At 62.5% G+C, this 25,844-nt stretch carries 19 protein-coding genes and 5 pseudogenes; 22 read left to right on the forward strand and 2 right to left on the reverse strand.

The annotated features are described in order from the left end of the window. Window positions 1–11: 11 nt before the first annotated feature. The 18 genes and pseudogenes from lhpI (at window position 12) to argE (ending at window position 19,670) form a co-directional block, all read left to right on the forward strand. Window positions 12–1,700: a cis-3-hydroxy-L-proline dehydratase gene (lhpI, locus tag OEZ49_RS03650; RefSeq protein ID WP_263387049.1), complete on the forward strand. Its 1,689-nt coding sequence runs from the start codon at window positions 12–14 to the stop codon at window positions 1,698–1,700. After that, entirely contained in the window at window positions 1,700–2,725 is a 1,026-nt protein-coding gene (locus OEZ49_RS03655; protein ID WP_263387050.1) for a trans-3-hydroxy-L-proline dehydratase, read from the forward strand. Before lhpI ends, OEZ49_RS03655 begins: the two co-directional genes overlap by 1 nt. Window positions 2,726–2,882: 157 nt before the next feature. Further along, window positions 2,883–4,616, forward strand: a pseudogene (locus OEZ49_RS03660) (ABC transporter substrate-binding protein). A 112-nt stretch (window positions 4,617–4,728) separates the two neighbouring features. Further along, a pseudogene (locus OEZ49_RS03665) lies at window positions 4,729–5,792 on the forward strand (ABC transporter ATP-binding protein). 7 nt (window positions 5,793–5,799) lie between these two features. Next, window positions 5,800–6,881 (forward strand): annotated as a pseudogene (locus OEZ49_RS03670) (ABC transporter ATP-binding protein). Then, a complete protein-coding gene (locus OEZ49_RS03675) occupies window positions 6,878–7,741 on the forward strand; it encodes a carbohydrate ABC transporter permease (RefSeq protein ID WP_263387051.1) in 864 nt (287 codons plus the stop codon). Before OEZ49_RS03670 ends, OEZ49_RS03675 begins: the two are co-directional and overlap by 4 nt. A gap of 11 nt (window positions 7,742–7,752) precedes the next feature. Continuing rightward, window positions 7,753–8,550: a carbohydrate ABC transporter permease gene (locus OEZ49_RS03680; RefSeq protein WP_263387052.1), complete on the forward strand. Its 798-nt coding sequence runs from the start codon at window positions 7,753–7,755 to the stop codon at window positions 8,548–8,550. Beyond that, window positions 8,550–8,828 carry a DUF2160 domain-containing protein gene (locus tag OEZ49_RS03685; RefSeq protein ID WP_263387053.1) on the forward strand — a complete coding sequence of 93 codons (279 nt, stop codon included), beginning with the start codon at window positions 8,550–8,552 and terminating at the stop codon, window positions 8,826–8,828. Before OEZ49_RS03680 ends, OEZ49_RS03685 begins: the two co-directional genes overlap by 1 nt. A gap of 85 nt (window positions 8,829–8,913) precedes the next feature. Next, window positions 8,914–9,309: a BlaI/MecI/CopY family transcriptional regulator gene (locus tag OEZ49_RS03690; protein ID WP_263387076.1), complete on the forward strand. Its 396-nt coding sequence runs from the start codon at window positions 8,914–8,916 to the stop codon at window positions 9,307–9,309. A gap of 57 nt (window positions 9,310–9,366) precedes the next feature. Then, window positions 9,367–10,431, forward strand: coding sequence for a M56 family metallopeptidase (locus OEZ49_RS03695; RefSeq protein WP_263387054.1), 1,065 nt, complete (start codon window positions 9,367–9,369; stop codon window positions 10,429–10,431). Between the two features lie 146 nt (window positions 10,432–10,577). After that, window positions 10,578–11,837 carry a flavin-containing monooxygenase gene (locus OEZ49_RS03700; protein ID WP_263387055.1) on the forward strand — a complete coding sequence of 420 codons (1,260 nt, stop codon included), beginning with the start codon at window positions 10,578–10,580 and terminating at the stop codon, window positions 11,835–11,837. Between the two features lie 32 nt (window positions 11,838–11,869). Next, entirely contained in the window at window positions 11,870–13,000 is a 1,131-nt protein-coding gene (locus tag OEZ49_RS03705; protein WP_263387056.1) for an aromatic ring-hydroxylating oxygenase subunit alpha, read from the forward strand. Then, window positions 12,997–14,148 (forward strand): aromatic ring-hydroxylating oxygenase subunit alpha, encoded by a 1,152-nt coding sequence (locus OEZ49_RS03710; RefSeq protein ID WP_263387057.1) that lies wholly within the window; start codon window positions 12,997–12,999, stop codon window positions 14,146–14,148. The genes OEZ49_RS03705 and OEZ49_RS03710 overlap by 4 nt, the downstream gene beginning before the upstream one ends. Before the next feature lie 33 nt (window positions 14,149–14,181). After that, window positions 14,182–14,598, forward strand: coding sequence for a RidA family protein (locus OEZ49_RS03715; RefSeq protein WP_263387058.1), 417 nt, complete (start codon window positions 14,182–14,184; stop codon window positions 14,596–14,598). 80 nt (window positions 14,599–14,678) lie between these two features. Continuing rightward, window positions 14,679–15,353 (forward strand): DUF1028 domain-containing protein, encoded by a 675-nt coding sequence (locus OEZ49_RS03720; protein ID WP_263387059.1) that lies wholly within the window; start codon window positions 14,679–14,681, stop codon window positions 15,351–15,353. A gap of 71 nt (window positions 15,354–15,424) precedes the next feature. Then, window positions 15,425–16,351, forward strand: coding sequence for a LysR substrate-binding domain-containing protein (locus tag OEZ49_RS03725; protein WP_263387060.1), 927 nt, complete (start codon window positions 15,425–15,427; stop codon window positions 16,349–16,351). A gap of 104 nt (window positions 16,352–16,455) precedes the next feature. Continuing rightward, window positions 16,456–18,534 carry an oxidoreductase gene (locus OEZ49_RS03730; protein WP_263387061.1) on the forward strand — a complete coding sequence of 693 codons (2,079 nt, stop codon included), beginning with the start codon at window positions 16,456–16,458 and terminating at the stop codon, window positions 18,532–18,534. After that, entirely contained in the window at window positions 18,531–19,670 is a 1,140-nt protein-coding gene (argE, locus tag OEZ49_RS03735; RefSeq protein ID WP_263387062.1) for an acetylornithine deacetylase, read from the forward strand. Before OEZ49_RS03730 ends, argE begins: the two co-directional genes overlap by 4 nt. A gap of 123 nt (window positions 19,671–19,793) precedes the next feature. Here argE and OEZ49_RS03740 read toward each other — a convergent pair. After that, window positions 19,794–20,042, reverse strand: a pseudogene (locus tag OEZ49_RS03740) (IS3 family transposase); the annotation flags it as partial. A 58-nt stretch (window positions 20,043–20,100) separates the two neighbouring features. On the opposite strand from OEZ49_RS03740, the gene OEZ49_RS03745 reads away from it, so the two are divergent. After that, window positions 20,101–20,238: a hypothetical protein gene (locus OEZ49_RS03745; protein ID WP_263387077.1), complete on the forward strand. Its 138-nt coding sequence runs from the start codon at window positions 20,101–20,103 to the stop codon at window positions 20,236–20,238. Then, window positions 20,222–20,356, forward strand: a pseudogene (locus tag OEZ49_RS03750) (ATP-binding protein); the annotation flags it as partial. The gene OEZ49_RS03745 and the pseudogene OEZ49_RS03750, both read left to right, overlap by 17 nt. Window positions 20,357–20,623: 267 nt before the next feature. Here OEZ49_RS03750 and OEZ49_RS03755 read toward each other — a convergent pair. Then, window positions 20,624–21,562, reverse strand: a complete 939-nt coding sequence (locus tag OEZ49_RS03755) for a GlxA family transcriptional regulator (protein ID WP_263387063.1) — start codon at window positions 21,560–21,562, stop codon at window positions 20,624–20,626. A gap of 68 nt (window positions 21,563–21,630) precedes the next feature. On the opposite strand from OEZ49_RS03755, the gene OEZ49_RS03760 reads away from it, so the two are divergent. Further along, window positions 21,631–24,111, forward strand: a complete 2,481-nt coding sequence (locus OEZ49_RS03760; protein WP_263387064.1) for a CoA transferase — start codon at window positions 21,631–21,633, stop codon at window positions 24,109–24,111. Between the two features lie 4 nt (window positions 24,112–24,115). Next, window positions 24,116–25,750, forward strand: a complete 1,635-nt coding sequence (locus OEZ49_RS03765; protein WP_263387065.1) for a N,N-dimethylformamidase beta subunit family domain-containing protein — start codon at window positions 24,116–24,118, stop codon at window positions 25,748–25,750. The last annotated feature ends 94 nt before the right edge of the window (window positions 25,751–25,844 follow it).

The following is a 25,844-nucleotide window of genomic DNA, read 5'->3' on the forward strand; positions in this document are numbered from 1 at the left end:
AGGGAGGCGGGATGGCACACTGCATCGTGGCGGCCGAGGCGTCGGGGCCGGTTCTGGTCTTTGACGAGGGGCTGAGTTTCTGGGGCGGGGTCGATCCCGAGACGGGCCGGGTGATCGATGCACATCACCCGCAACACGGCGCCGCATTGGCCGGTGCAGTGGTGATGATGCCGACAAGCCGGGGCTCCTGCTCGGGCAGTGGCGTGCTGCTGGCGCTGGCGTTGAACGGTCACGCTCCGGCGGCGCTGGTGTTCCGCGAGGGTGAGGATATCTTGACCCTTGGTGCGCTGGTCGCGGCCTGGATGTATGACCGTCCGGTCGCGGTGCTGCGCCTGTCGGCGGCGGAATACGAGGCGCTTGCGAGGGAGCCTTTGGCCGAGGTGACGCCCGAGCGGCTGACGGCAGGGGCGCTGTCGCTGACGCTGGAACCGCTGTCGGGCGAAGCACTGAACCTGAGCGATGCGGATCGCACCATGCTCTCCGAGGCGGCCACGCCGCCGGTGCGGCTGGCGATGCGGATCATCTGCGCCATGGCGGCGGCGCAGGGGGCGGAACGGCTGACCGATGTCAGCCGCGCCCATATCGACGGTTGCATCTATCACAGCGAGGCCAATCTGCGCTTTGCCGAGGATATGGCCGCGATGGGCGGGCGGGTCTGTATTCCCACCACGATGAACGCGATCTCGGTCGATCATGCCAACTGGCGCGCGCAGGGCGTGCCGCCCGCGTTCGGCGGGCCGGCCAGTCGGCTGGCCGATGCCTATCTGCGGATGGGCGCGCGCCCCAGTTTCACCTGCGCGCCCTATCTGCTGGAGGACATACCACAGGCGGGCGAGGCCATCGCCTGGGCCGAGTCGAACGCGGTTGTCTACGCCAACAGCGTTCTGGCCGCGCGGAGCGTGAAACATCCCGATTACCTCGACCTGTGCATGGCGTTGACCGGGCGCGCGCCGCTGGCGGGGGTCTACCTGGATGCCAACCGCAAGGCGCAGGTGGAAATCCGGGTCGAGCGGCCCGAAGGCGCAGACGACGCGTTCTGGCCGCTCCTGGGTTATCTGGCCGGGCGGCGGGCGCCGGACCGTATCCCGCTCTTGACCGGGCTGGAGGACAGCGCGCCGTCCGAGGACGACCTCAAGGCGCTTTGCGCCGCCTTTGGCACCACCTCGGCGGCGGCGATGCTGCATGTGGCGGGGGTGACGCCCGAGGCAGAAGGGGCCCTGGCCGAAGGCGCGGCGTGTATGGCAATCGAACCGGGCGACTTCGCCCGCGCCTGGGCACAGTTCAATCCCGGACCTGGGCGGGTGGAACTGGTCGCCATCGGCAGCCCGCATGCCTCGGCCCATGAATGCCGGATATTGGCCGACCTTCTGGACGGGCGCCGGATCGCCGCAGGGACCGCCGCCATTGTCACGATCGGCCGGGGCGAGCGTGACAAGCTGGCGCGTGACGGGGTACTGGCGCGCCTGCAAACCTCGGGCGTGCAGGTGATTCCGGACCTCTGCTGGTGTTCGGTGACCGAGCCGGTACTGCCACCCGCCACCCGCACCATCATGACCAATTCGGGCAAATACGCCCATTACGGGCCGGGCCTGTCGGGCCGCGCCATGCGGTTCGGCAGCCTTGCGCACTGCGCCGAGGCGGCGCTGACTGGACACGCGCCGGGGCGGCCCGGCTGGATCAACGAACTGGGCAGGACATAATGCGCAGCAGCAAGACCATCCATGTGATCTCGGCCCATGCCGAGGGCGAGGTGGGCGATGTCATCGTTGGCGGTGTCGCGCCGCCGCCGGGCGAGACCCTGTGGGAGCAGCGCAACTGGATCGCGCGCGACGGGCGGCTCAGGAACTTCATGCTGAACGAGCCGCGCGGCGGCGTGTTCCGGCATGTCAACCTGCTGGTGCCGCCCAAGGACCAACGCGCCGCTGCGGCCTTTATCATCATGGAGCCCGAGGACACGCCTCCGATGTCGGGGTCGAACTCGATCTGCGTGGCAACCGTGCTGCTCGACAGCGGGCTGGTCGAGATGGACGAGCCGGTGACCAAACTGGTGCTCGAAGCCCCCGGCGGGCTGGTGCATGTGCGCGCTGAATGCCGGGATGGCAAGGCCGAGCGCATATTCGTGCGCAACCTGCCCTCCTTTGCAGCGCAGCTCGACGTTGCGCTGGATGTGCCCGGTGTTGGGCGGGTGACAGTGGATACGGCCTTTGGCGGTGACAGTTTCGTTGTGGTGCGACCGAAGGATGTGGGGGTCGAGATTGCCCGAGACCGGGCGCGCGACCTGGCCGAGATGGGCATCGCGATCACCAATGCGGCCAATGCGCAGCTGGGCTTTCATCACCCGGAAAACCCGGAATGGCGGCATATCTCCTTTTGCCTCTTCGCGGGCGAGATCGAGCGGCGGGACGGGATCTTGCGCGCCGCCTCTGCCGTGGCGATCCAGCCCGGCAAGATCGACCGTTCGCCCACCGGCACCGCCGTGTCAGCGCGTATGGCGATCCTGCATGCGCGGGGCGAGATGGCCGAGGGGGAACAGTTTGTCGCGACCTCGATCATTGGGTCCGAATTCTCCGGTCGCATTGCCGGGCTGACAAGCGTCGGCGACCGCCCGGCAATCCTTCCCGAGATTTCGGGCCGGGGCTGGATCACCGGGATTCACCAGCACATGCTGGACCCCGGCGACCCCTGGCCTGAAGGGTACCGCTTGCGGGATACCTGGGGTGTGTGATTCTTGTTTTCATTCTGATTTATAAAATTTCATTTAAAATCAATATTAAGAAGGATACTAATAACTTTGTTTTACAAAATGCACGCCCATGTGAAAGCTAAATGACAGTCAGGTGCCGCAGAGCATTTCTGGCATTGCAGACATCAGGGAGGAAAAGATGCGTAGGTATCTTTTGTCCGCAGCCGCGGTTTGCGCCGTGGTCGCGGGGCAGGCAGCCTATGCCGACGAGGCCGCTGCCAAGAAATGGATTGACGAAGAGTTCCAGCCCTCGGTCCTGTCCAAGGACGAACAAATGGCCGAGATGTAATGGTTCATCAAGGCGGCCGAGCCCTATAAGGGCATGGAGATCAACGTGCTGTCCGAGGGTATTCCCACGCACAGCTACGAATCCGAAGTGCTGACCAAGGCCTTCGAGGAAATCACCGGCATCAAGGTGAACCACCAGATCCTGGGCGAGGGCGAGGTCGTTCAGGCCGTGCAGACCCAGATGCAGACCAAGCGGAACCTGTATGACGCCTATGTCAACGATTCCGACCTGATCGGCACCCATTCGCGCCTGCAACTGGCCTATAACCTGACCGGCATGATGGCGGGTGATTTCAAGGACGTGACCAACCCCGGTCTCGACCTGGCTGATTTCATGGGCACGCAGTTCACCACCGGCCCCGATGGTGACCTGTACCAGCTGCCCGATCAGCAGTTCGCCAACCTCTACTGGTTCCGCAAGGACTGGTTCGACCGTGAGGATCTGAAGGCGGCGTTCAAGGCCAAATACGGCTATGAACTGGGCGTTCCGGTCAACTGGTGGGCCTCTGAGGATATCGCCGAGTTCTTCAGCGAGGACGTCAAGGAAATCGACGGCACCGCGATCTATGGCCACATGGATTACGGCAAGCGCGCGCCTGACCTCGGCTGGCGGATGACTGATGCCTGGCTGTCGATGGCCGGTGCCGGATCCAAGGGCGAACCCAACGGTGTGCCGATCGACGAATGGGGTATCCGCATGGAAGCGGGGTCTTGCAACCCGGCGGGCGCCAGCGTGACCCGTGGTGGTGCCGCCAACGGCCCGGCGGCGGTCTATGCGATCCGCAAGTGGGATGAATGGCTGCGCAAATACGCGCCTCCGGGTACGGCGTCCTATGACTTCTAACAGTCGCTGCCGGCGCTAGCACAAGGCAATGTGGCCCAGCAGATCTTCTGGTACACCGCCTTTACCGCCGACATGGTCAAGCCGCAGTCCGAAGGCAACAACACCGTGGATGGCGACGGCAACCCGCTGTGGCGGATGGCACCCAGCCCGCATGGTCCCTATTGGGAAGACGGCCAGAAGGTAGGCTATCAGGACGTGGGATCGTGGACCATCCTCAACTCCTCCCCGCTGGATCGTGCACAGGCGGCCTGGCTCTATGCCCAGTTCGTGGTCTCCAAGACCGTCGACGTGAAGAAAAGCCATGTTGGCCTGACCTTCATCCGGGACAGCTCGGTCAATCACGAGAGCTTCTCGGAACGTGCGTCGAAACTGGGTGGTCTGGTGGAATTCTACCGCTCGCCCGACCGGTTACGCTGGTCGCCCACCGGCATCAACGTTCCGGATTATCCCAAGCTGGCCCAGATCTGGTGGCAGCAGATCGGTGACGTGAACTCGGGTGCCTTTACCCCGCAAGAGGCGATGGACCGTCTGGCGTTCGAAATGGACACCGTGATGGCCCGGATGCAGGCAGCGGACGAGGCGGCGAATGTCTATGGCGGCTGCGGCCCGCGCCTGAACGAAGAGAAGGACGCGGAATGGTGGTTCGCCAATGGCGGCGCCAAGCCCAAGCTGGACAAAGAAAAGCCGCAGGGCGAGACCGTCAACTATGACGAACTGGTCGCCCGCTGGGCCAAGAACTGATCTGGCTTCCTGATGGGCGGGGTCGTGAGTGAACCTGCCCTTCCAGCCCCGGGGAACCTTCCGGTCTCCGGGGCCTCACTGACCGCAAGAACCGGCCGAAAGCTTTGGGACGATGGCACTCGAACTCAGAAACGTAACCAAGCGCGTCGGCGCCGACCTGCATATCAAGGAGACCTCGCTGGTCCTTGAGACGGGTCATTTCAACGTCCTGCTCGGTGCGACCGGCGCGGGCAAGACCTCGCTGATCAAGATGATGGCCGGGCTCGATCCGGTGGCCAGCGGCCAGATCCTGATGGATGGTCAGGACGTGACCGGGCAGAGCACGCAGAAACGCAATATCAGCCTGGTGCACCAGTTTTTCATCAACTATCCGCATATGACGGTGTTCGACAACATCGCCTCGCCGCTCAAGGTGGCGGGGCTGGCGAAATCCGAGATTCAGGGCCGGGTCGAACATGCGGCCGATATCCTGAAGCTGCGCCCGATGTTGCACCGGCGCCCGCACGAGCTGTCGGGCGGCCAGCAGCAGCGCACAGTGCTGGCCCGCGCCATTGCCAAGGAAAGCCGCGCCGTGTTCCTGGACGAGCCGCTGGCCAATCTTGACTATAAATTACGCGAGGAGTTGCGCGACCAGCTGCCCGATCTGTTTGCCGAGCGCGGCGCGGTGGTGGTCTATGCACCTCGGAACCCGAAGAGGCGCTCTTGTTGGGCGGGCAGACCGCACTGATGGAGGATGGCCGGGTAACCCAGTTCGGCCGCACCGCCGAGATCTATCGGGATCCGGCCAATGTGCTGGCGGCAAAGGTGTTTTCGGACCCGCCCATCAACACGGCCGAAATCGTCAAGCAGGGCGGTACCGCCCTCATGGGCGCCGATGTTACCCGGACTCTGACCGGCGCTGCCGCTGGTCTGGCGGACGGGCCATACATGATTGCGATCCGGCCCCATCACGTGTCGCCGGTCGCCTCGTCCGAGGCCACCGTGACCCTGTCGGGCCGGGTACAGGTGACTGAGCTGTCCGGCTCGGAAAGCTCGGCACATTTCGACATGGGGAACGGCAGCTGGGTGTCGCTTGCTCCGGGCATTCACCCCTACCAGGTGGGCGAAATGCATGATTTCCATATGGATCCATCGGCGGCCTATGTGTTCGCGCCCGATGGTTCCCGCGTGGCGTGAGGCGCAGATGGCGAAAATTACTCTCTCCAAGCTGCGTCACAGCTATTATCCGAACCCGAAAACGCCTGCCGATTATGCGTTGAAGGAGATCGACCTCGACTGGACTGGTGGCGCCTATGCGCTGCTTGGTCCATCGGGCTGCGGCAAGTCCACGCTTCTCAACATCATCTCGGGCCTGCTGGTCCCGTCCGAGGGGCGGATCCTGTTCGACGGCAAGGATGTGACGGAACTGCCGCCAGACAAGCGCAACATCGCGCAGGTGTTCCAGTTTCCGGTAATCTACGACACGATGACCGTCTACGACAACCTGGCCTTTCCCCTGCGCAACCGGGGCCGGGATGAGGCCACGGTGCGCGAGCGGGTCACTGCGATTGCCGAGATGCTGGAGCTGTCCGACCTGCTTGACCGCAAGGCGGCGCATCTGAGCCCGGACAACAAGCAGAAGATCTCGATGGGGCGCGGGCTGGTGCGGCAGGACGCCAATGTAGTGATGTTCGACGAACCGCTCACCGTGATCGACCCGCATCTGAAATGGAAACTGCGCTCCAAGCTCAAGGAACTGCACAGCGGGTGCGCGCGACGATGATCTATGTCACCCATGACCAGCCCGAGGCGCTGACATTCGCCGATCAGGTGGTGGTGATGCAAGAGGGAGAGGTGGTGCAGATCGGCACCCCGGTCGAACTGTTCGACCGGCCCGCGCATACCTTTGTCGGCCATTTCATCGGCTCGCCCGGCATGAACATCCTGCCCGCCGAAGTGTCGGACGGCGTGGCGCGGTTCACCGGTCAGGCGAGCCCGCTCGAAGGGTCGATCACCGCCGGACCCGGCGCTCGGACCGAGATCGGCATCCGCCCGGAATTCGTGTCACTGGGCCAGTTCGGCTTGCCCGCCACCATCGCCAAGGTCTCGGATGTGGGGCGCCACACGGTGGTCGAATGCGAGGTCGCGGGCAGCCACGTCAACGCCATCGTCAGCGGACCCGGCCCCGAAAAGGGTGCAATGGTGCAACTGGAATTCCGTCGTGACCAGACCCGGCTTTATGCCGATGGCTGGCTGGCGAGTGAGGCCGCGGAGGGCGCCGCATGAAGACCGAAAATCAAAAGGCCTGGTTCTTTGTCCTGCCGGTTTTGCTGCTGGTGGCCTTCAATGCGCTGATCCCGATGATGACGGTGGTCAACTATTCGGTGCAGGAGACCTTTGGTGGCAACGTTTTCTTCTGGCAGGGACTCGACTGGTTTGAACAAATTCTGAGGTCAGACCGGTTCCACGCAGCGCTTGGACGGCAGTTTCTGTTCACTTTCCTGATATTGATCATCGAAGTGCCCCTTGGTATCGCGATTGCGCTGTCGATGCCGCGCAAGGGGATCTGGGTGCCGGTGTGCTTGGTTCTTATGGCCCTGCCGATGCTGATCCCGTGGAACGTGGTGGGCGCGATGTGGAATATTTTCGCACTGCCCGATATCGGCCTCTTGGGCAATTTCCTGAACCGTGTCATGGGAATAGACTGTGACATGACACAGGATCCACTGGCGGCGTGGATCACCATCGTCACCATGGATGTCTGGCACTGGACCTCGCTGGTGGTGCTTCTGAGCTATGCGGGCCTCGTCTCGATCCCGGACGCATATTACCAGGCGGCAAAGATCGACGGCGCGTCGAACTGGGCGGTGTTCCGTTTTATCCAGCTGCCCAAGATGAAGACGGTGCTGACCATCGCGATCCTGCTGCGGTTCATGGACAGCTTCAACATCTATACCGAACCCTTTGTTTTGACGGGGGGCGGTCCCGGCAATTCGACCACGCTTCTGTCGATCGACATGGTCAAGATCGCGCTGGGGCAGTTCGACCTGGGGCCTGCCGCCGCGATGAGCCTGATCTATTTCGCAATCACCCTGCTGGTCAGCTGGCTTTTCTATACGCTGATGACCAAGGACGACCTGAACTGAGGACGACAGATATGCAGAAAAGAACCATCGTCCCCATCGTCTACATCCTGTTCCTGATGCTGCCGATCTATTGGCTGGTGGCGATGAGCTTCAAGACGACGAACGAGATCCTGGCGGGATTCTCATTGTTCCCGCAGACTTTTACGCTGGAGAATCATCAGACCATCTTCACTGATCCGACCTGGTATTGGGGATACATCAACTCGATCCTCTATGTCACGATGAACACGGTGATTTCGGTAGCGGTCTCGCTGCCGGCGGCCTATGCGTTCAGCCGGTATCGGTTCCTGGGCGACAAACAGCTGTTCTTCTGGCTGCTTACCAACCGGATGGCGCCGGCGGCGGTGTTCGCGTTGCCGTTCTTCCAGCTCTATTCGGCGGTGGGCCTGTTTGACACCCATCTAGCGGTGGCACTGGCGCATTGCCTGTTCAACATCCCGCTGGCGGTCTGGATCCTCGAAGGCTTCATGCGGGGAATTCCCAAGGAGCTGGACGAGACCGCCTTTGTCGACGGCTATTCCTTTCCCCGCTTCTTTGCCACCATCTTTGTCCCATCGATCAAGGCGGGCGTGGGGGTGGCGGTGTTCTTCTGCTTCATGTTCTCCTGGGTCGAGATGCTGCTGGCCAAGACGCTGACCGCGGTCGAGGCGAAACCCATTGCCGCCACCATGACCAAGACCGCTTCAAGCGCGGGCTATGAACTGGGGCTGTTGGCGGCGGCGGGGACATTGACGATCATTCCGGGCGCGATCGTGATCTGGTTCGTCCGCAACTACATTGCCAAGGGTTTTGCGACGGGGAGGGTGTGATGTTTTCTTGGATGGTCTGGACCTGGCCCACAGCCCTGTTGTTCATCGGCATCTTCAGCGCCATCGGGGTGTTGGTGGTGTTGGAAATCCGGCACCCGGGCGGCGCGATGCGCAAGGGTGTACTGGGTCTGACCACGACCCGGGGCGACCGGTTGTTCATCTGCCTCTTGGGAACCTCTTATATCTTCCTGGCCTGGCTGGGGCTGTTCGGCCTGCCGCTGTGGGGGCCGCTGGCGCTGTCGATCTGCTGGGGCGTGTTCTGCTTCTGGAAGGTGTGACAGGTCTCTTAAAAAGTAGTTTTCAACGGCTTCGTCTGTCCCTAGCATGGATCGGAATTCAAGGATGAAGCGGACAACCCACCCGATGGCGCGCAAACAGGAACGTTCCCTGCTGACCGAGGTCGAACTAGAATTCATGACCGTGGTCTGGGACATCGGCGGCGGCACCGTACGTGACATCCTGGCCGAGCTGAACAAGGCACAGACTCGCGCCTATACCTCGGTTGCGACCGTGCTGAAGATCATGGAGCAAAAGGGTTTTCTAACCTCCGAGCGGCATGACCGCTCACTGGTCTATCGCCCGGCCGTTCCCAAGGATGAGTACCAACGAACAACACTCAAGGACCTTTCGAGCAAACTTTTCGATGGCGCACCGGCGGCTCTGGTTGCCCGCCTGGTGGACGACGAAGAGGTGACGGACGACATGCTCGAAAGCATGCGGGCCTTGCTGAATGAAAGGTTGGGAGACAATGGACGGTGAAGCGCTTCTGAATGCCTATCTCGATCTGAACCTTCTGTTTGTGGCCGGGGTCGCGATTTGGTCCCTGCTGCGATGGGGTTTGGCACGCGGACGGTTGGGCCGCGCCTAACGCCAGCAACTGCGGCTCATGAAGGTCTGACGGTTCTGCTGGTCGCCTCGCCCCTGCTGGCGTTGGGGCTGACCACTTGGGTCGTCGCGCAACCACCCAATATTCCGGACATGCTGGTGCGTCAGTACCTGCATGGCAACGTCGGGCTGTCCGCGACCCAGTTCGAGGCCCTGTTGGGCCTGCGCGAGGATCTGGTGCGCGACCTGATGGCCCAGCGCGAGGTCTGGGCACAGGTTGTCGCCGTGACCTTTGTTGCGGGCTTTCTGGCCTGTGTTCTCCACGTGCTGTTGTCGGTGCTGCGGTTGAAACGCAGCCTGTCGAATGCCTTTGCCTGGAAAAGCATCGGCCGGGTTCACATCCTGCTCAGCGACACGGCGCGTGTCGCCTATTCGACCCGAGGATTGCGCAACCGTTACGTGGTGCTGCCGCTGGCGCTGCTGGATCATCCGCAGGATCTGAAAATAACCGTCGCGCACGAGGTGCAGCATTTCCGCCAGGCTGACATCGAATGCGAGTTCCTGCTGGAACTGCTGCGCCCACTGGTGTTCTGGAACCCCGCCTTCTTCATGTGGCGCCGCCAGGTCCGGATGCTGCGGGAGTATGCCTGTGATCAGGCCTTGATCGGGCGGCCGCATTTCGATGTCCGCGCCTATTGCGAATGCCTGATCCGCGCCTGTGCCGCCGCAGCCGGGAACCGGACGTTCTTTGCCCGTACGACACCGACCGTGGCGCTGGTCGACCGGCGCGAAACACGCCACCCCTCGAGCCTGAGGAACCGAATTGTCGCCGCGACCGCCAGTGGCAAGGCGCAGGCTGGTGCGGTGGTCTGGATGATGATCTCGGGCCTGCTGGTGGCGGCCGTGCTGGCCACGATGCTGATCATGCAGCGGTCGGGCGACTGGAGCCATGACCGCATCATGCTATCGGCCATCGTCAATCTCGAACGGATGGCAGAGCGCAACGCAACCGTGGCCAGCCCGTTCCAGGGTGGTTTCGTCAGCGCCTCCCGCTGATCGTCCAAGCACCTGCGGCTTAGGCATTGCCGAAGCAATGCGTAATCAAATCGTATTTCCAGCATTTCGGATGCGTCATTACTGTCGGCCCAACGCAAACGCGATTGGTCCAACCGTGACCGGCGCAGACGAAGGGTCAGGGGACGATGGTCGAACGCATAGATACGCTGGTGGTCGGCGCAGGTCAGGCCGGGATCGCGATGAGCGAACATCTCGGCAAGCAGGGCGTGCCTCATCTGGTGCTGGAGAAAAACCGGGTGGCCGAAGCCTGGCGTTCGGGCCGCTGGGATGCGCTGGTGGCCAATGGTCCGGCCTGGCACGACCGGTTCCCGAACCTTGAACATGACAGTTGCGGGCCGGATGCCTTTCCGACCAAGGAAAAAGTGGCCGATTACCTCTGTGCCTATGCCGAGATGGTGAATGCCCCGATCCACACCGGTGTTGAGGTTCGCCGCGCCAGCCGGTTGCCCGGTCGGTCTGGTTTTCGGGTGGAAACCTCGGATGGCGTGATCGAGGCGCAGCGGATCGTTGCCGCAACCGGCGCCTTTCAACACCCGGTGGTGCCAAGGCTGGTGCCCGAGGACAGCGGCGTGACCCAGATGCATTCCTTTGACTACCGCAATCCTGGTCAGTTGCCCGAGGGCGCGGTGCTGGTTGTCGGCGGCGGGTCCTCCGGCGCGCAGATCGCCGACGAATTGAACCGCGCCGGGCGACGTGTGTATCTGTCTATCGGTGCGCATGACCGGCCGCCACGGGCCTATCGGGGGCGCGATTATTGCTGGTGGCTGGGGGTTCTGGGCCTTTGGGATCAGGCGGCGCTGGAGCCCGGACGCGAACATGTCGCCATCGCGGTCAGCGGCGCCTATGGCGGGGCCACGATGGATTTCCGGCGGCTGGCGAGCGAGGGCGTCACCCTGATGGGTGTGACGAAGTCCTATGGCAATGGAGCCCTGTATTTCGCCGATGATCTTGCCGCCAACATCGCCGATGGTGACGCCAACTACCTGTCGGTGCTGGATGCCGCAGACGCCTATGCCGAACGCATGGGGCTCGACCTGCCCGAAGAGCCCGAGGCGCGCGTCGCCTGGCCCGATCCTGAGTGCCTGACTCATCCGATCCTGGAGTTGGATCTGGTACGGGAGGGGGTTTCCACCATCATCTGGGCCACCGGGTTCCGGCAGGATTTCGGCTGGCTGGAGGTGGATGCCTTTGACAAGGTAGGCGGACCCGTTCACCAGCGCGGCGTCTCACAAGAGCCGGGGGTCTATTTCCTGGGATTGCCGTGGCAGTCACGACGCGGCTCGACATTCATCTGGGGTGTCTGGCACGATGCCAAGCACGTGGCCGACCAGATCGCGATCCAGCGCAACTACGAAGCCTACAGCCCCGCCGGGGCGCAAGCCTGACCATCTGACGACCGCAAGCAAAGAGACGTATCATGGCAAAAGACCAGATCGACCCGGTAAAGGCGCTGAGCGAGAATGTGGCGCAACCTTTCGAGAGCGCCCGTGCGATGCCGCCCGAGGTCTACACCTCGCAGGCGTTCCTGAACGAAGAGCTTGAGCATATCTTCCGCAAGGACTGGTATTGCATCGGCCGCGCCGATGCACTGGCGAAGCCGGGCGACTATGCCACCTGTGACCTGGCGGGCCAGCCGATCGCTGTCTTGCGTGACAAGGACGGCGCGCTGCGCGCGGTCAGCAACGTCTGCCTGCACCGGATGTCGACCCTGCTGCACGGGCGCGGCAATACCCGCGCCATAGTCTGCCCCTATCACGCCTGGACGTATAATCTGGACGGCTCGCTGCGCGGCGCCCCGGCAATGACCCTGAACCAGGGGTTCTGCAAGGAGGATTACACGCTGCCCGCCATCCGCTGCGAGGAATGGCTGGGTTGGGTCTTTGTCACCCTGAACCCCGATGCGGCGCAGGTCGCGGAGACCTTGCACGAGGTGGCGGCCATGGTCGCGGGCTATGACATGACCAACTATACCGAGGCCTTCTATGAAGAGCATGTCTGGGACACCAACTGGAAGGTGCTGGCCGAGAACTTCATGGAAAGCTACCATCTGCCGGTCTGCCATGCGGGCACCATCGGTGGCCTGTCCAAGCTGGAAGAGATGGTCTGTCCGCCGGGCCTGCCGGCGTTCAACTATCATACCATCCTCAAGGACGACTCGCTGCGTATCGCCATGGCGCATCCGTCGAACGACCGGCTGCATGGCGTCGAGCGGCGCAAGACCTTCCTGTTGGCCCTCTATCCCAGCCTGCTGATCACCCTGACGCCGGGCTATTTCTGGTACCTGTCGCTGCACCCCAAGGGGCCGGGGCAGGTCCATATCCGCTTTGGCGGTGGCATGTCGGACGACTACAAGGACGATGCCGACGCACAGCAGAACTTTGCCGATCTCAAGGAGCTGCTCGACCGGGTGAACGTCGAGGATCGCGGTTGCACCGAAAAGGTGTTCCGCGGGCTGTCGTCGGGTTTGGCCCGACCCGGACATCTGTCACATCTGGAGCGGCCCAATTACGATTTCGCCACCTATCTCTCCTCGCGGGTCTCGCAGTGAGCGCCTTTGCCTTGTCCGGCGGGGCCGGGCGGTTGCAGGGGCTTCTCGACGGTTTGCAACAGACGGCATCCTCGCCCGCTGACCGGCCGATGGGGCTGCATGGGGCCTATTACACCTCGCCCGATCTGTTCGAGATGGAAAAGGCAACGGTTCTGCGCGCGGGCTGGCATTGCCTGGGCCGGGCGGATGAAATCCCGCAGGCGGGGGACTATTTCGCGGCCCGGCTTCTGGGCGAGCCGCTGATCGTGATCCGGGGCGATGATGCGGTGATCCGGGTGTTCGCCAATGTCTGCCGCCACCGGGGCATGCTGCTGGCCGAGGGGCGCGGCAACGTCAAGCGGCTGGTCTGTTCCTATCACGCCTGGAGCTATGGCCGTGACGGCGCCCTGTTGCGGGCGGCACATATGGAGAATGCCGGATTTGACCGGGCCAATTGCCGGCTCGCGGGCTTCGCCTGCGAGATCTGGCAGGGGTTTATCTATGTGAACCTTGCTGAAAACCCCGAACCGCTTGCCGCAGGACTGGAACAGCTGGCCGAGGTGCTGGCGCCTTACGAGACCGGCAGTTTCCGCATCGTGCATTCGGCTGAGGAAGACTGGCAGTGCAACTGGAAATGTCTCGTCGAGAATTTCATGGAAGGCTATCACCTGTCGGTCGTGCACCCGAAGACCCTGCGCGGCTATACCCCGACCGAGCTTTGCACCAAGGGGCCGTCGGCGGCAGCCTTCACCAGCTACAACGCCAACTATCCCGAAGGCATCCCCAGCCGGGGCAAAGGCGCACCGGGTCTGGATGCGGGGCAGCGGCAACGCTCGTTCCTGTTCAACGTCTTTCCAACCCAGGTCGCCAGTCAGGCCGCGAGCCTTCTGGCCTCACTCAGCCTGCAACCGGTCAGCGTGGGGTGCGTTCACGTCCGCTGGACGCTGTCGGTCTATGGCGACGATCTGGACGACGAGACCATTGCGCAGCGCATCGCGCTCTGGACCGAGGTCAATCGCGAGGATCGGGAGAAGCTGGAGAAGCTGCAACTGGCGCTGGCGTCGTCCCGCGCCGATGCCGGGCCGCTGGCGGCGGGGAACTTCGAAGGAACAATCCGCGACTTTCACCTTTATCTTGCCGGGGCGCTGGCCCCGGTTGCGGCGGCCTGACCGCGACCCATCCGACCTGACAAGGAGCCCTCCATGGCGCATTACCGCCACCGCCCGTTCAACACCAAGGACACTTATCCCGAGCAGAAGCTGGACAATGACCTGGCGCAGGCCGTCGTGACACGCGGCGGGCGCACCGTCTGGATGCGCGGCCAGTGTCCCCAGAATCTGGACGACGCCAGGAACATCGACAGCCACGATCCGGTCGAGCAGACCCACAAGGTGATGCAGAACATCCGCCAACTGATCGAGGAATGCGGCGGCCAGATGGAACATCTGGTCAAGGTCGTGGTCTATATCACCGACGTGCGCCACCGCGAGGCGGTCTATCGCACCATGGGCGAGTATATCCGGGGCGTGCATCCGGTTTCGACCGGCCTGGTGGTGTCGGCGCTGGCGCGGCCCGAGTGGCTGGTGGAGATCGACGCCACCGCCGTCATCCCCGATTGAGAGGGCGGGAGCGAGGGGGCTGTCTGCCCCCTCGCGCTCCCCCGAGAGTATTTTCGACCAGAAAGAAACAGGAGACTGTCATGACCTTTTCGCTGGTGGCGCGCTGCGCACAGACGGGCATGTTCGGGGTGGCGATTTCATCTTCTTCCCCGGCGGTGGCGGCACGTTGCAGCCATGCGCGGGCGGGGGTGGGGGCTGTCGCCACCCAGAATGTCACCGATCCGGCGCTGGGGCCGCTGGCCCTCGACCTGATGGCAGGCGGTTTGACGGCTGTCGAAGCAATCGCCGAGGTGCAGCGGCGGGGGCGGTTCATCGAGTATCGGCAGGTGCTTGCCGTCGACGGGCAGGGGCGCACGGCGATCCATTCCGGCGCCAATGCGCTGGGCATCTGGACGCAGGCGCAGGCGCAGGACGTGGCGGCGGGTGGCAACCTGCTGGCCAATGACGGTGTGCCGCAGGCGATGGTCGATGCCTTTCTGGCAAGTAGCGGTCATCTGGGCGACCGGCTGATCGGGGCGCTGCGGGCCGGGTTGGCGGCGGGCGGCGAGGCGGGGCCGGTGCATTCGGCGGGCATGATGCTGGTGCACAAGGTCAGCTGGCCGGTGGCCGATCTGCGCTGTGACTGGACCGAAGACTGCCCCATCGAGGCGGTGGCCACCGCATGGCAGGTCTACAAGCCGCAGCTCGACGCCTATATCCAGCGGGCGCTCGACCCGCGGGTGGCGCCATCTTATGGTGTGCCTGGCGACGAGTAGGCCGGAGTTGATCTTGCCCCGGGCGCGGCATTCTGTTTCGGTCTGACTGCTGCCTTTGCCGGAGGACCGCCGTGCCAACCCGATACACGCTGCGCCAGCTGGAATACTTCGTCGCCGTGGGCGAGGCGGGGTCCATCGCGCTGGCTTCGGCGCGCGTGAATGTCTCATCTCCCTCGATTTCGGCGTCGATCTCGCAGTTGGAGCGGGAGTTTGGCGTGCCGCTGTTTGTGCGTCAGCACGCGCAGGGCCTGTCGTTGACGCAGGCGGGGCGCGTGATGCTGGAACAGGCGCGAGTGGTCCTGCGCGAGGCTGACCGCCTGACCGATCTGGCGGGCGATATCACCGGGCAGGTGCGCGGGCCGCTGTCGATCGGCTGCCTCCTGACCTTTGCCCAGATCGTGCTGCCGACGGTTCGCCGCAGTTTCGAGGCGACCTATCCCGAGGTGCAGATCCGGCAGGTCGAGATGAACCAAGCCGAGATCTATAGCGGCTTGCGGCGCGCGGATATCGACATTGCGCTGACCTATGATCTGGATATCCCCACCGATCTGCGGTTCGTCACACTGGCGGAGTTGCCACCCTATGTTATGCTGGGCGAGGGGCATCCGCTGGCAGGCCGCGACGATGTCAGCGTTGATGACCTGACGGGATTGCCGATGGTGCTGCTCGACCTGCCGTTCAGCTCCGATTATTTTCTGTCCTTCTTCCAGCGTCAGGGAACCAAGCCGCTGATCGCGGAACGGACCCGCGACATGGCGGTGATGCGCAGTCTGGTGGCAAACGGCTATGGTTACGCGATTGCCAATATCCGGCCGCAGCATGACCGCGCCCCGGATGGCAAGCCGTTGATCATCGTGCCGCTCAGGGGGGAGGTACGACCGATGCGGCTGGGTCTGCTCATGGCACAGGACGGAGAAGGCGCCAGCACCGTCCGCGCCTTTATCGACCATTGCACGACATTGGTCCGGACGCAGGTGCTGCCCGGGATCGGGCGCTGAACGCGGCGGCTTAGCGGCAGGCTAAGCGGTGGTTAAGCTCGGCCAACTTTTCTGCCTGGCGAAATTCTGTATCGTCGGTGCAGATTTGACCGATGGAGACGGCCTTGCGCGACCCACGTTATGACATCCTGTTCGAACCGGTGCAGATCGGTCCCCTGACTGCCAAGAACCGGTTCTATCAGGTGCCGCATTGCAATGGCGGCGGGTATCGCGACCCCTCGGCTGCTGCCGCGATGCGTGGGATCAAGGCCGAGGGCGGCTGGGGTGTAATCTTTACCGAACAGTGCGAGATGCACCACACAAGCGAGATCACCCCTTTCATCGAATTGCGCCTGTGGGAGGACAAGGACATCCCGCAATTGCGCCGGATGTCGGAGCGGATGAAGGAACACGGTGCGCTGGCGGGCATTCAGCTGGCCTATTCAGGGATCAACGGGCCGAACCTTTACACCAAGGAGGTGCCGCTGGCCCCGACAGCGCTACCGATCCGGACCTTTACCAATGATCCGGTGCAGGCGCGGGCATTGTCGAAATCCGACATTCGTGACCTCAGGCGCTGGTTCGTGACCGCCACCAAACGGTCGCGCGCGGCGGGGTTCGACCTGATCTGTCTTTATGGCGCGCATGGGTTCGGAATTTTTCAGCATTTCCTGAGCCGGGCCACCAACCAGCGATCGGACGAATATGGCGGTTCGCTGGAGAACCGGGCCCGGTTCAGCCAGGAGGTCATTGCCGATATCCGTGAGGCAGTGGGCGACAGCATGGCCATCACCCTGCGGGTCAGCCTGGATGAAAGCATTGGTGCGCTTGGTTTTTCCAATGCCGAACTGCGCGACTATATAGAGATGAACCGCAACCTGCCTGATCTCTGGGATCTGGCACAAGGCACGTGGGAGGACTGCTCCGGCCCCTCACGGTTCAAGGATGAGGCGGCGCAGGAACAGCTGGTGCGCGGTATCCGCGAACTGACCGATCAGCCGGTGGTGGGCGTGGGCCGCTTCACCTCGCCCGATGTGATGGTGCGGATGGTGAAGTCGGGGACGCTCGATTTCATCGGCTGCGCACGGCCGTCGATTGCCGATCCGTTCTTGCCGAAAAAGGTCGAAAAGGGAAGGATAGAGGATATCCGCGAATGCATCGGCTGCAACATCTGCATCACCGGCGACATGACCATGTCGATCAGCCGTTGTACCCAGAACCCGACCTTTATGGAGGAATGGCGCAAGGGCTGGCACCCGGAGCGGATGAACCCCAAGGGCGACAGCTCCAACGTGCTGGTTGTGGGGTCCGGTCCGGCGGGGCTAGAGGCCGCCTGGGCGCTCTGCCGGCGCGGCTATGACGTGGCGATTGCCGAGGCGCGCAAGGTGATCGGTGGGCGGGTGACGCGGGAACGCGCCTTGCCGGGGTTGTCCGCTTGGGGCCGAGTGGTGGATTACCGCGAGTACCAACTGGGCCAGCGCGCCAATGTCGAGATCTATCGGCAAAGCGAACTGGATGCCGCGGCGATCCTGGAGTTCGGGTTTCAGAACATCTGTATCGCCACCGGATCCACCTGGCGGCGCGACGGGGTCGCACGTCAGCATGTGGTGCCAATGCCCATCGCGCCGGGCGCGCAGGTGTTCACGCCCGACGATCTGATGGAGGGCAGGTTGCCCAAGGGGCGCGTGGTGATCTTTGACGATGATCATTACTACATGGGTGGGGTTCTGGCCGAATTGCTGACCAAGACCGGGGCACAGGTGACCCTGATTACCCCCGCGCCCTTTGTCAGCGACTGGACCCGCAACACGCTGGAGCAGGGGGCCATTCATGCCCGGCTGGTTGAAGCAGGGGTGGAGATCGTGCTGAACCGGGGCGTGACCGCGATCTGGGCCGATCATGTGGTTACGAATTGCGTCTATACAGGCCGGACCCGGCCGATGGAGATGGACTCGGTGGTTGTTGTCGCTGCGCGGCTTGGCAATGACCAATTATATCAGGACCTGGTGGGGCGAGAGGCGGATTGGGCCGAAGCGGGCATCCGCTCGGTCCGGCTGATCGGCGATGCCAACGCGCCGGGGCCGATTGCCTGGGCCACCTATGCCGGGCATCGCTATGCCCGCGAACTGGACGCGCCAGAGACAGGCGATGCGCCATCCTTCCGCCGGGAAATCACCGAATTGGCGGCGGATTGGCCGGGATGAACGCGACGCTGGAGATATTGGACAGGCTCGTAGGCTTCGATACGGTCAGTGCCCGGTCGAACCTTGAACTGGTCGAGTATGCCGAGGCGCATCTGAACGCCTGCGGCTTCCGGGTGCGGCGGCTACCGGACCTGGATGGGGGCAAGGCCGGGCTTTATGCCGAGATCGGGCCGCCGGGGGCGGGCGCGTTGCTGTCGGGCCATACCGATGTGGTACCCGTTGAAGGCCAGGTCTGGAGCCGAGACCCCTTCCGGCTGACGCTGGAGGGCAACCGCGCCTATGGTCGTGGCACAACGGATATGAAAGGTTTCGTCGCCTCAGCGTTGGCACTGGCGCAGCGGGCCGCAGCCATCGAACTGGCAGAGCCTTTGAAAATCGTGCTGTCCTATGACGAAGAGGTCGGCTGTGTTGGCATCGCCCGCATGCTGGACCGTCTGGTACCGGTGCTGGGCGCGCCGCGCGCCTGCATCGTGGGCGAGCCAACCCGGATGCAGGTGGCGACGGGTCACAAGGGCAAGGTGGCGCTGCGGGCAGTCTGCACCGGACAGGCCGGCCATTCTGCGCTGGCCCCGAGGTTTGTCAACGCGCTGCATCTGGCAGCCGATTTCGTGACCGCCCTTCGCGGGGTACAGGACGAGCTTTCCGTCTCTGGTGCACGGGATCCGGCCTATGACGTACCCTGTTCGACGGTGCATGTTGGCACGCTGCACGGGGGACGTGCGCTCAACATCGTGCCGGACCGGGCCGAAATGATGCTGGAGTTCCGGCACCTTGCCGCCGACCGGGCCAACGATCTGATGGCGCGCATCCGAACAGAGGCGCACCGGATCGGCAGAGTCTATGGCGACGCCGGAAGTATCTCGGTCGAGCAGATCAACGCCTATCCCGGACTGGATGTCGATCCAGCCGATCCGGTCGTGGCATACGTGCGTAAACTTTCCGGGCAGCCACACACGACCAAGGTCGCCTTCGGCACCGAGGCGGGGTTCTTTCACGGTCTGGGCATCCCGACCATTGTCTGCGGCCCCGGCTCGATGGAGGGGCAGGGCCACAAGCCCGACGAATTTGTCACGCTGGACCAACTGGCCGCCTGCGACGCGATGATGGACCGGCTGCTTGACGACCTGCGGGCCTGATCCCGGTAGTTTCGAGGACCCGCCGTGTTTTGGAGAAGCCCCAAGTGCTCGTTTTGGCCATTTCGCGTGCGGAAGAACCGGGGTTCTCCGGTCTCAGGCTGAGTGACGAAGGAGCGGATTTCAAGAACCATCGATATATTCGAAGACCGCCATTTCAGCTTGTCGCCGTGTTCCCGTTGTTTGCCGCCAAATCAATCCTGCTTTGATGGTTTTGAAGAAAGTCTCGACGACAGCATTGTCGAAACAATTGCCTTTCCCGCTCATCGGCACCCGGAACCTTTGTTGGCGCAGGGGGTCTTGGTAGCCGTTCGAACAGTATTGGCTGCCTCGATCCGTGTGATGGGCGCAGCCGTTGGGTGACTTTCGCAGGGCAGCGGGACGTCAACGTGCGTTTCAAGGCCATGCACTGCCCGGCAAGCGCATGCAGAGCATGCTGCCGAGAGGGGCCAGCCACTACGTTTTCGAGCCCGAGTTCTGCAACCCGGCCGCCGGATGGGAGAAAGGACAGGTCGAAAAGAACTTCCAGGATGCTCGTAGCCGCCTGTGGCAGGTCAACCGCGCTCTGTGATCGGCTCACTCACCGCTGCCACATCTTGGAAACCGGCAACGAGAGCTACCGCTTCAAGGTCAGTTCCGAGGCCGCCAAAAAGACAAGAAGAGAGACCTCTAAATTGACCAGGTCATGAACAAAAACGCATACTGAGGGTGGGTCAAATCTAGGTGAAAATACCTGGTCACTTCTCAGCGTAAATCAACAATTCGTTGCAAAATGCCCAAACTTACACTTTGCCGGACACACCCGGCATCATTCCGCAAGAAACCGACGACAGGTTTTCGAGCGTTGCGGCAGGTCGTCTTACCGAAAAGCAAAGGTAATCGAGAGAAAATCGCGGCACGGCTACTTCGTTCAAGCTCCTAAAGAATAGGTCATCTAGGTACTCCGTTGTCCTCATTCAGATCGTTTGGACATTCCTGCGCAAGCTGCGTGTCAGGGTCGTTGCATTCGCAAATCCGCAACGCAAGGCGATTTGGTTTGGCGCAAGGTCGCTGTAGCGACGCAGTTCACGGGCTCGCGCCAGACGAAGGAGAAGGTAGTATCGTCCCGGCGTCATCTGCAATTCCTTCCAGAACAGGCGGCGCAAGGACCGTTCGGAAAAATGGGCCTGCCGCGCGAGGTCCGGGATCGGCAGTGGTGTTTCAATCGTCTCGGACATCAATACGACGACCTGTTTGAGTTTTGGCGACACCGTTTGCGACAGCGCATGATCGGGATAGGAGGCGCCGTGCCGTTTTGCATTGTCATGCAGGAACATTGCGCCTGCATCGAAGGCGACCGAAGCGCCGAAACGGTCTCGAATGAACTGAAGCATCAAGTCCAAGGCGGCCGCCGCACTGCCGCATGTCCAGAAACGGCCATCCTGCACGTGGCGATCGGGGCGAACCTGCGTTCCGGGGAACTCCTCGGCGAACTCTTCAAGCAACTGCCAGTGTAACGTGGCCTTTCGACCATTCAGGAACCCGCCGCGCGCCAGCACCCAGGCGCCTGTATCAGCCGCGATCACTGTCGCCCCCTGCATCAACTGCCGAAGGTCGCGCACGGGCGTTGCTGCTTCCTTGCGGAAGGCGTCGCCTCCGATGAGGATGACCAGATCAGACCCGGGCGCGTACGCTATCGGCATTTCCGGAGAAATGCTCAGTCCGCTGGAACTGGTCACGGCACGGTCGCCGTCGGTCAGGATGCTCCAGCGTATGTCGGCGCCGGTTTGATCGCGGACCACTCGCAACGGCTCGAGCAGGCAGGCGAGGACCATGTTGGAAAACGCCTCGCACAGGAAAACAGAGACACTGATGGAGCTCATTGGCAGGATGAATCCAAAAATATGGCAGGACAAGTATGAGCGATGCCGGGACAGGTTTCTAGACTGGAGTGAGTTTTCAGTCAGAGCGGGATGAGATGACCATGCAAAAAAACCGCCCACTTTCCCACGTTCGCGTGCTTGATTTCGGGCATTACCTGGCCGGTCCGCTGGCCGGCATGATGCTTGCCGATTTCGGGGCAGAGGTGATCCGGATCGACCCACCAGGTGGCCCTAAGTGGAAGGACCCTGCTTTCGACATGCTGTCGCGCGGCAAGCATGCATTGACGCTTGACCTGAAGTCGGCCGCCGGGCGTGAGATGGCGTTAGAGCTAGTGCGTCGCACCGACGTCGTGATTGAGAACTTCCGCCCTGGCGTGATGGAACGGTTGGGGCTCGGGCCAGCAGCGCTGAGGCAGGTGAACCCAGATATCATCTCGCTTTCGCTGCCCGGTTTTGCCTCAACGGACCCTGAGTTTGCTGGTCTTGCTGCATGGGAGGCCGTGATCGCGGCGCGTACAGGACAGTTTACCGATATGGGTCTGAACCGCCGGCTGATGGGGATCAACCCCTCCTTTACACCGCTGGGGTTGGCCTCGGCCTATGGTGCCGCGTTCGGGACAATGTCAGTGCTTTTTGCTCTGAATGCGCGGGGCCGGATGGGCGGCGATCATATCGAAGTTCCGCTCGCCTCTGCCCTGCTTGAGGGGCTCGTATACAATTGCGAGAAGGTCGAGGATTACCCCGACCGCTACAAATCCCCGCGCGAGCAAGAACTCGAAAGACGGGCGCGTGAAGGGCTGCCCAACGACCTGAGTTTTGACGAGCTTTCGGAATTCCTCGATCCGTTCTACCGGACTTACACCTGCGCTGACGGGCGCGGGTTCTACATCGTGTCCTGTTCAGTCGTGAACCATCCCCAAAGGGTGCTCGAAGTGCTGGGGCTTGGCGATCTTCTCAAGGAGTTGCCGGATTTCGACGTCTATGTGGACCAGGCCGATTGGCCTGCCGACTGGGCTCTGCGCAGCTATCCGGTTGGCGCGAGCGACCGCCGCCGTCTGTCGGATGCGATGAAGGCGGCCTTCCTGACACGCCCTTCGCATGAGTGGGAAGCGCTCTTCGGCGCCGCCAAGGCCCCTGCCACGGCACAGCGCAGCACGGCCGAGTGGCTGACAGCCTCTCATGCGCTGGCCGCTGGTTTGGTGGTCGAGATTGACGACCCCCGCTATGGTCGAATGCGGCAGATGGGCAATTTAGCCTGGCTTGCAGATGATCCAGGGACCATGGACAAGAATGCGGGACCGGAGGCGGATGACTTCCAAGATGACCTTAGCCGCATTCTAAAGGAAACTCCGCGTACAAGCTCGGGTGACAAAGGCAAGGGCGGTTGGCTTGATGGACTGAAGGTTTTAGATTTGACCAATGTCATCGCCGGGCCGACCATCGGATCGACGCTGGCACGCTTTGGTGCACAGGTTACGCTGGTGCAACCTGTGCGGCCCTCGGTTGATCCATGGAATGCGGTGGTGTTCGGATTGCATGCTCAGCGCGGAAAGGAGAGCATACTGCTCGACCTACGCTCTGGCGCTGGCCAAGAGGCGTTCTGGCGGATGGTGGCCGAAGCAGATGTGATCACCATGAACGGCACTGATCAACAGCGGGCTTCACTAAGGCTCACCGAAAACCGTCTTAAGGAGGTCAACCCGCGCCTCATTCTGGTTCAACTTGATGCATGGGGTGGCCCTCGTCGCGGGCCAAAATCTGATCACCTTGGGTATGACGATCTTGCACAGGCGGCGACGGGTGTGATGACCCGCTTTGGCGGCGGACCAAAAACGCCCGAGGAACACGCCCACTTCGGCACGATCGACGCGCTCACCGGATATTGCGCCTGCGTGGCGCTCGGCGCGGCTTTGGAGCGGCTCAAGGTGACGGGCCAGGGCGGCATTGCCAGGGCTGCCCTGGCCGCCGCAGGTGAGATGATCCAGGCCCAGTTCATGTATGATTTCGACGGCCGCCGGGAGTTTGACGAACCCTCGGGGCGCACGGCGCGTGGTTGGGGACCGTTCTATCGCTGCTATGCCGCGTTGGATGGCTGGCTGTTCTTTGCCGCACCGACGGGGCGTGACACAGCCCTTGGCCGCGTACCGGACCTGTCCGATCTCGTCGGGTGCGAAGCCGATCTGGAAGAAAAACTTTCCGAGAGGTTTGCGCAAAAGCCGGTAGCCCACTGGACGCGCGCCTTTGCCGGAAGTTCGGTGGGTGTAACGGTACTCGGCTCGCTGCATGGCACCCGCGACGCCGGTCTCCAGTTGGAAAGCAAAGGCAAAATCGACATTTGCAAGGCGACCTTTCGCGCCGTGCGCCATGATCAGCATCCGATGGGACGCTGGGTCGACCTCGTCGCGCCCAATGCAGTGCGCCCAAGCCAAGCCGGAATCACCATCCCCGGCCCTGCGCCAAAGTACGGGCAGGATACGCGGAAAATCCTATTGCGCCTGGGCTATAACAACGCCGAAATCCAACACATGATCGACACTGGCGCGGCAGCCGAGTGCTGGTCGCAAAAATACTTGCCGGAGTAGATACATGACCCAGAACCTGATTGAACCGGCGATCACGCCCCGCACTCGAGCCAAGGCGCGCCATATTCTCGATCACTATTACATCGGACCGGCGCGCGACAGTTCGGCGCTGGAAATCTGGGGCTACACGCCCGAGATGAGCTATGCACCCGGAGATCGCGTGGCACTGCACGTATCGACCACTGCGGCGGAATGGGATCTCGAGATCGGTCGCGACGGTCTGACTTATCACCCCCTGCTGACGGTGACCGGCTTACCAGGTGTACATCACCCGACGCCCGAGGATTGCTCGGTCAAAGGCTGTGGCTGGCCCGAAGCCCATGCCTTTACTATTCCCGAAGAGTGGGTGCCCGGTGGCTATCTGATCACTTTTCGCGCCCGAAGCGGCCAGGATTTGGTCGAAGAACACCACATAATTCTGGTCAGAAGCGCACCTGATGCCTCCCCCCCACCCTATGTGCTCGTCTGCGCAACGGGGACCTGGCTGGCCTATAATTGTTGGGGCGGATCGAACCATTACGAGGGCATCACGGGGCCGAACGGCAACGCGTTTTCGCCGGTGCTCTCGACTCAGCGACCCTGGACGCGCGGGTTTTGCAGGCTGCCCGAGGGCGCCCCGCGGGCGCTGCGCGAACAGCCGGCACGTCCAGGCGAGATGGTCCGCTATCCTTACATGGAATGGGCCTATGCCTATGGCTATTCCAAGAAATACGCCTCGGCAGGCTGGGCCACGTATGAACGCCATTTCGCGCGCTGGGCCGAGGGCGAGGGTTACGCCTTGGATGTGATCGCGCTGCACGATCTGCATCGAGACCCCGGACTGCTTGATCAGTATGCCTGTGCCGTTTTCGTCGGTCACGACGAATACTGGAGCGCTGAGATGCGTGACGCGGTCGATGCCTATGTTGACGGTGGCGGCAATGTTGCTCGGTTTGCCGGGAACTTCCTGTGGCAGACCCGAATCGAGGACGAGGGCCGCACACAGGTTTGCTACAAGTACATCGCCGATCAGGACCCATTGATGGGGACGGACCGGGAACATCTTGTCTCCGGCGCCTTCGACATACCGCCAGTGGGGCGCCCTGGCGCGCTGACATTCGGCGTCAACGCCCTGAGCGGCGTCTATGCAGGTCTCGGCAATTGTGTGGGCGGCGGTGCGGGCGGGTTCACGATCTATCGACCCAACCACTGGGTTTTCCGCGGCGCCGGAGTTGGCTATGGCGATGTTCTGGGCGCGCGCTCAAGGATTTTTGGTTATGAGGTCGACGGGCTCGACTACCGTTTCGAGGACGGGTTGCCCTTTCCCACCTGTGCCGACGGCGCAGTGCCGGAAATCGAGATCCTCGCCATGGGGCTCGCCACCAATATCGAGGCCGATCATGGCACCTGGGGCGAAACGCTTTACATCGGCACGGCCGATGCCGCGTTTAACGCGCAGGTGCTGTTCGGCGAAGTCACGCCGGAAACGCTCGACGCCTGCATGCGCGGCAACGGACTGATCATTTCCTGGCATCGTGGCAAAGGCGAGATCTTCACCGCTGCAACCTGCGAATGGGTCGCCGGTCTTATCCGGCGAGACAGCCAAGTCGAGCAAATCACGCGCAATGTGCTCAATAAGCTCGGGAAAGGGCAAGCCTGACTGCGTCGGAGCAGTTGGGTGTTGATTGCCACTGAGATTTGACCCGGCAACCGCCAAAATTGTCACCGAGATCTGACCCACGCTGTTGTTATGT

This window comes from Ruegeria marisflavi, from assembly GCF_025673445.1.
Classification (GTDB): Bacteria; Pseudomonadota; Alphaproteobacteria; order Rhodobacterales; family Rhodobacteraceae; genus Ruegeria_B; species Ruegeria_B marisflavi.

What these genes read in the sequence shown, in the direction of transcription:
- OEZ49_RS03690 (WP_263387076.1), top strand. Translation starts at nt 8,914, where the DNA reads ATGGCGCGCAAACAGGAACGTTCCCTGCTGACCGAGGTCGAACTAGAA.
- OEZ49_RS03720 (WP_263387059.1), top strand. Translation starts at nt 14,679, where the DNA reads ATGACCTTTTCGCTGGTGGCGCGCTGCGCACAGACGGGCATGTTCGGG.
- OEZ49_RS03760 (WP_263387064.1), top strand. Translation starts at nt 21,631, where the DNA reads ATGCAAAAAAACCGCCCACTTTCCCACGTTCGCGTGCTTGATTTCGGG.
- argE (WP_263387062.1), top strand. Translation starts at nt 18,531, where the DNA reads ATGAACGCGACGCTGGAGATATTGGACAGGCTCGTAGGCTTCGATACG.
- OEZ49_RS03655 (WP_263387050.1), top strand. Translation starts at nt 1,700, where the DNA reads ATGCGCAGCAGCAAGACCATCCATGTGATCTCGGCCCATGCCGAGGGC.
- OEZ49_RS03685 (WP_263387053.1), top strand. Translation starts at nt 8,550, where the DNA reads ATGTTTTCTTGGATGGTCTGGACCTGGCCCACAGCCCTGTTGTTCATC.
- OEZ49_RS03715 (WP_263387058.1), top strand. Translation starts at nt 14,182, where the DNA reads ATGGCGCATTACCGCCACCGCCCGTTCAACACCAAGGACACTTATCCC.
- OEZ49_RS03765 (WP_263387065.1), top strand. Translation starts at nt 24,116, where the DNA reads ATGACCCAGAACCTGATTGAACCGGCGATCACGCCCCGCACTCGAGCC.
- OEZ49_RS03705 (WP_263387056.1), top strand. Translation starts at nt 11,870, where the DNA reads ATGGCAAAAGACCAGATCGACCCGGTAAAGGCGCTGAGCGAGAATGTG.
- lhpI (WP_263387049.1), top strand. Translation starts at nt 12, where the DNA reads ATGGCACACTGCATCGTGGCGGCCGAGGCGTCGGGGCCGGTTCTGGTC.
- OEZ49_RS03680 (WP_263387052.1), top strand. Translation starts at nt 7,753, where the DNA reads ATGCAGAAAAGAACCATCGTCCCCATCGTCTACATCCTGTTCCTGATG.
- OEZ49_RS03700 (WP_263387055.1), top strand. Translation starts at nt 10,578, where the DNA reads ATGGTCGAACGCATAGATACGCTGGTGGTCGGCGCAGGTCAGGCCGGG.
- OEZ49_RS03745 (WP_263387077.1), top strand. Translation starts at nt 20,101, where the DNA reads ATGCTGCCGAGAGGGGCCAGCCACTACGTTTTCGAGCCCGAGTTCTGC.
- OEZ49_RS03675 (WP_263387051.1), top strand. Translation starts at nt 6,878, where the DNA reads ATGAAGACCGAAAATCAAAAGGCCTGGTTCTTTGTCCTGCCGGTTTTG.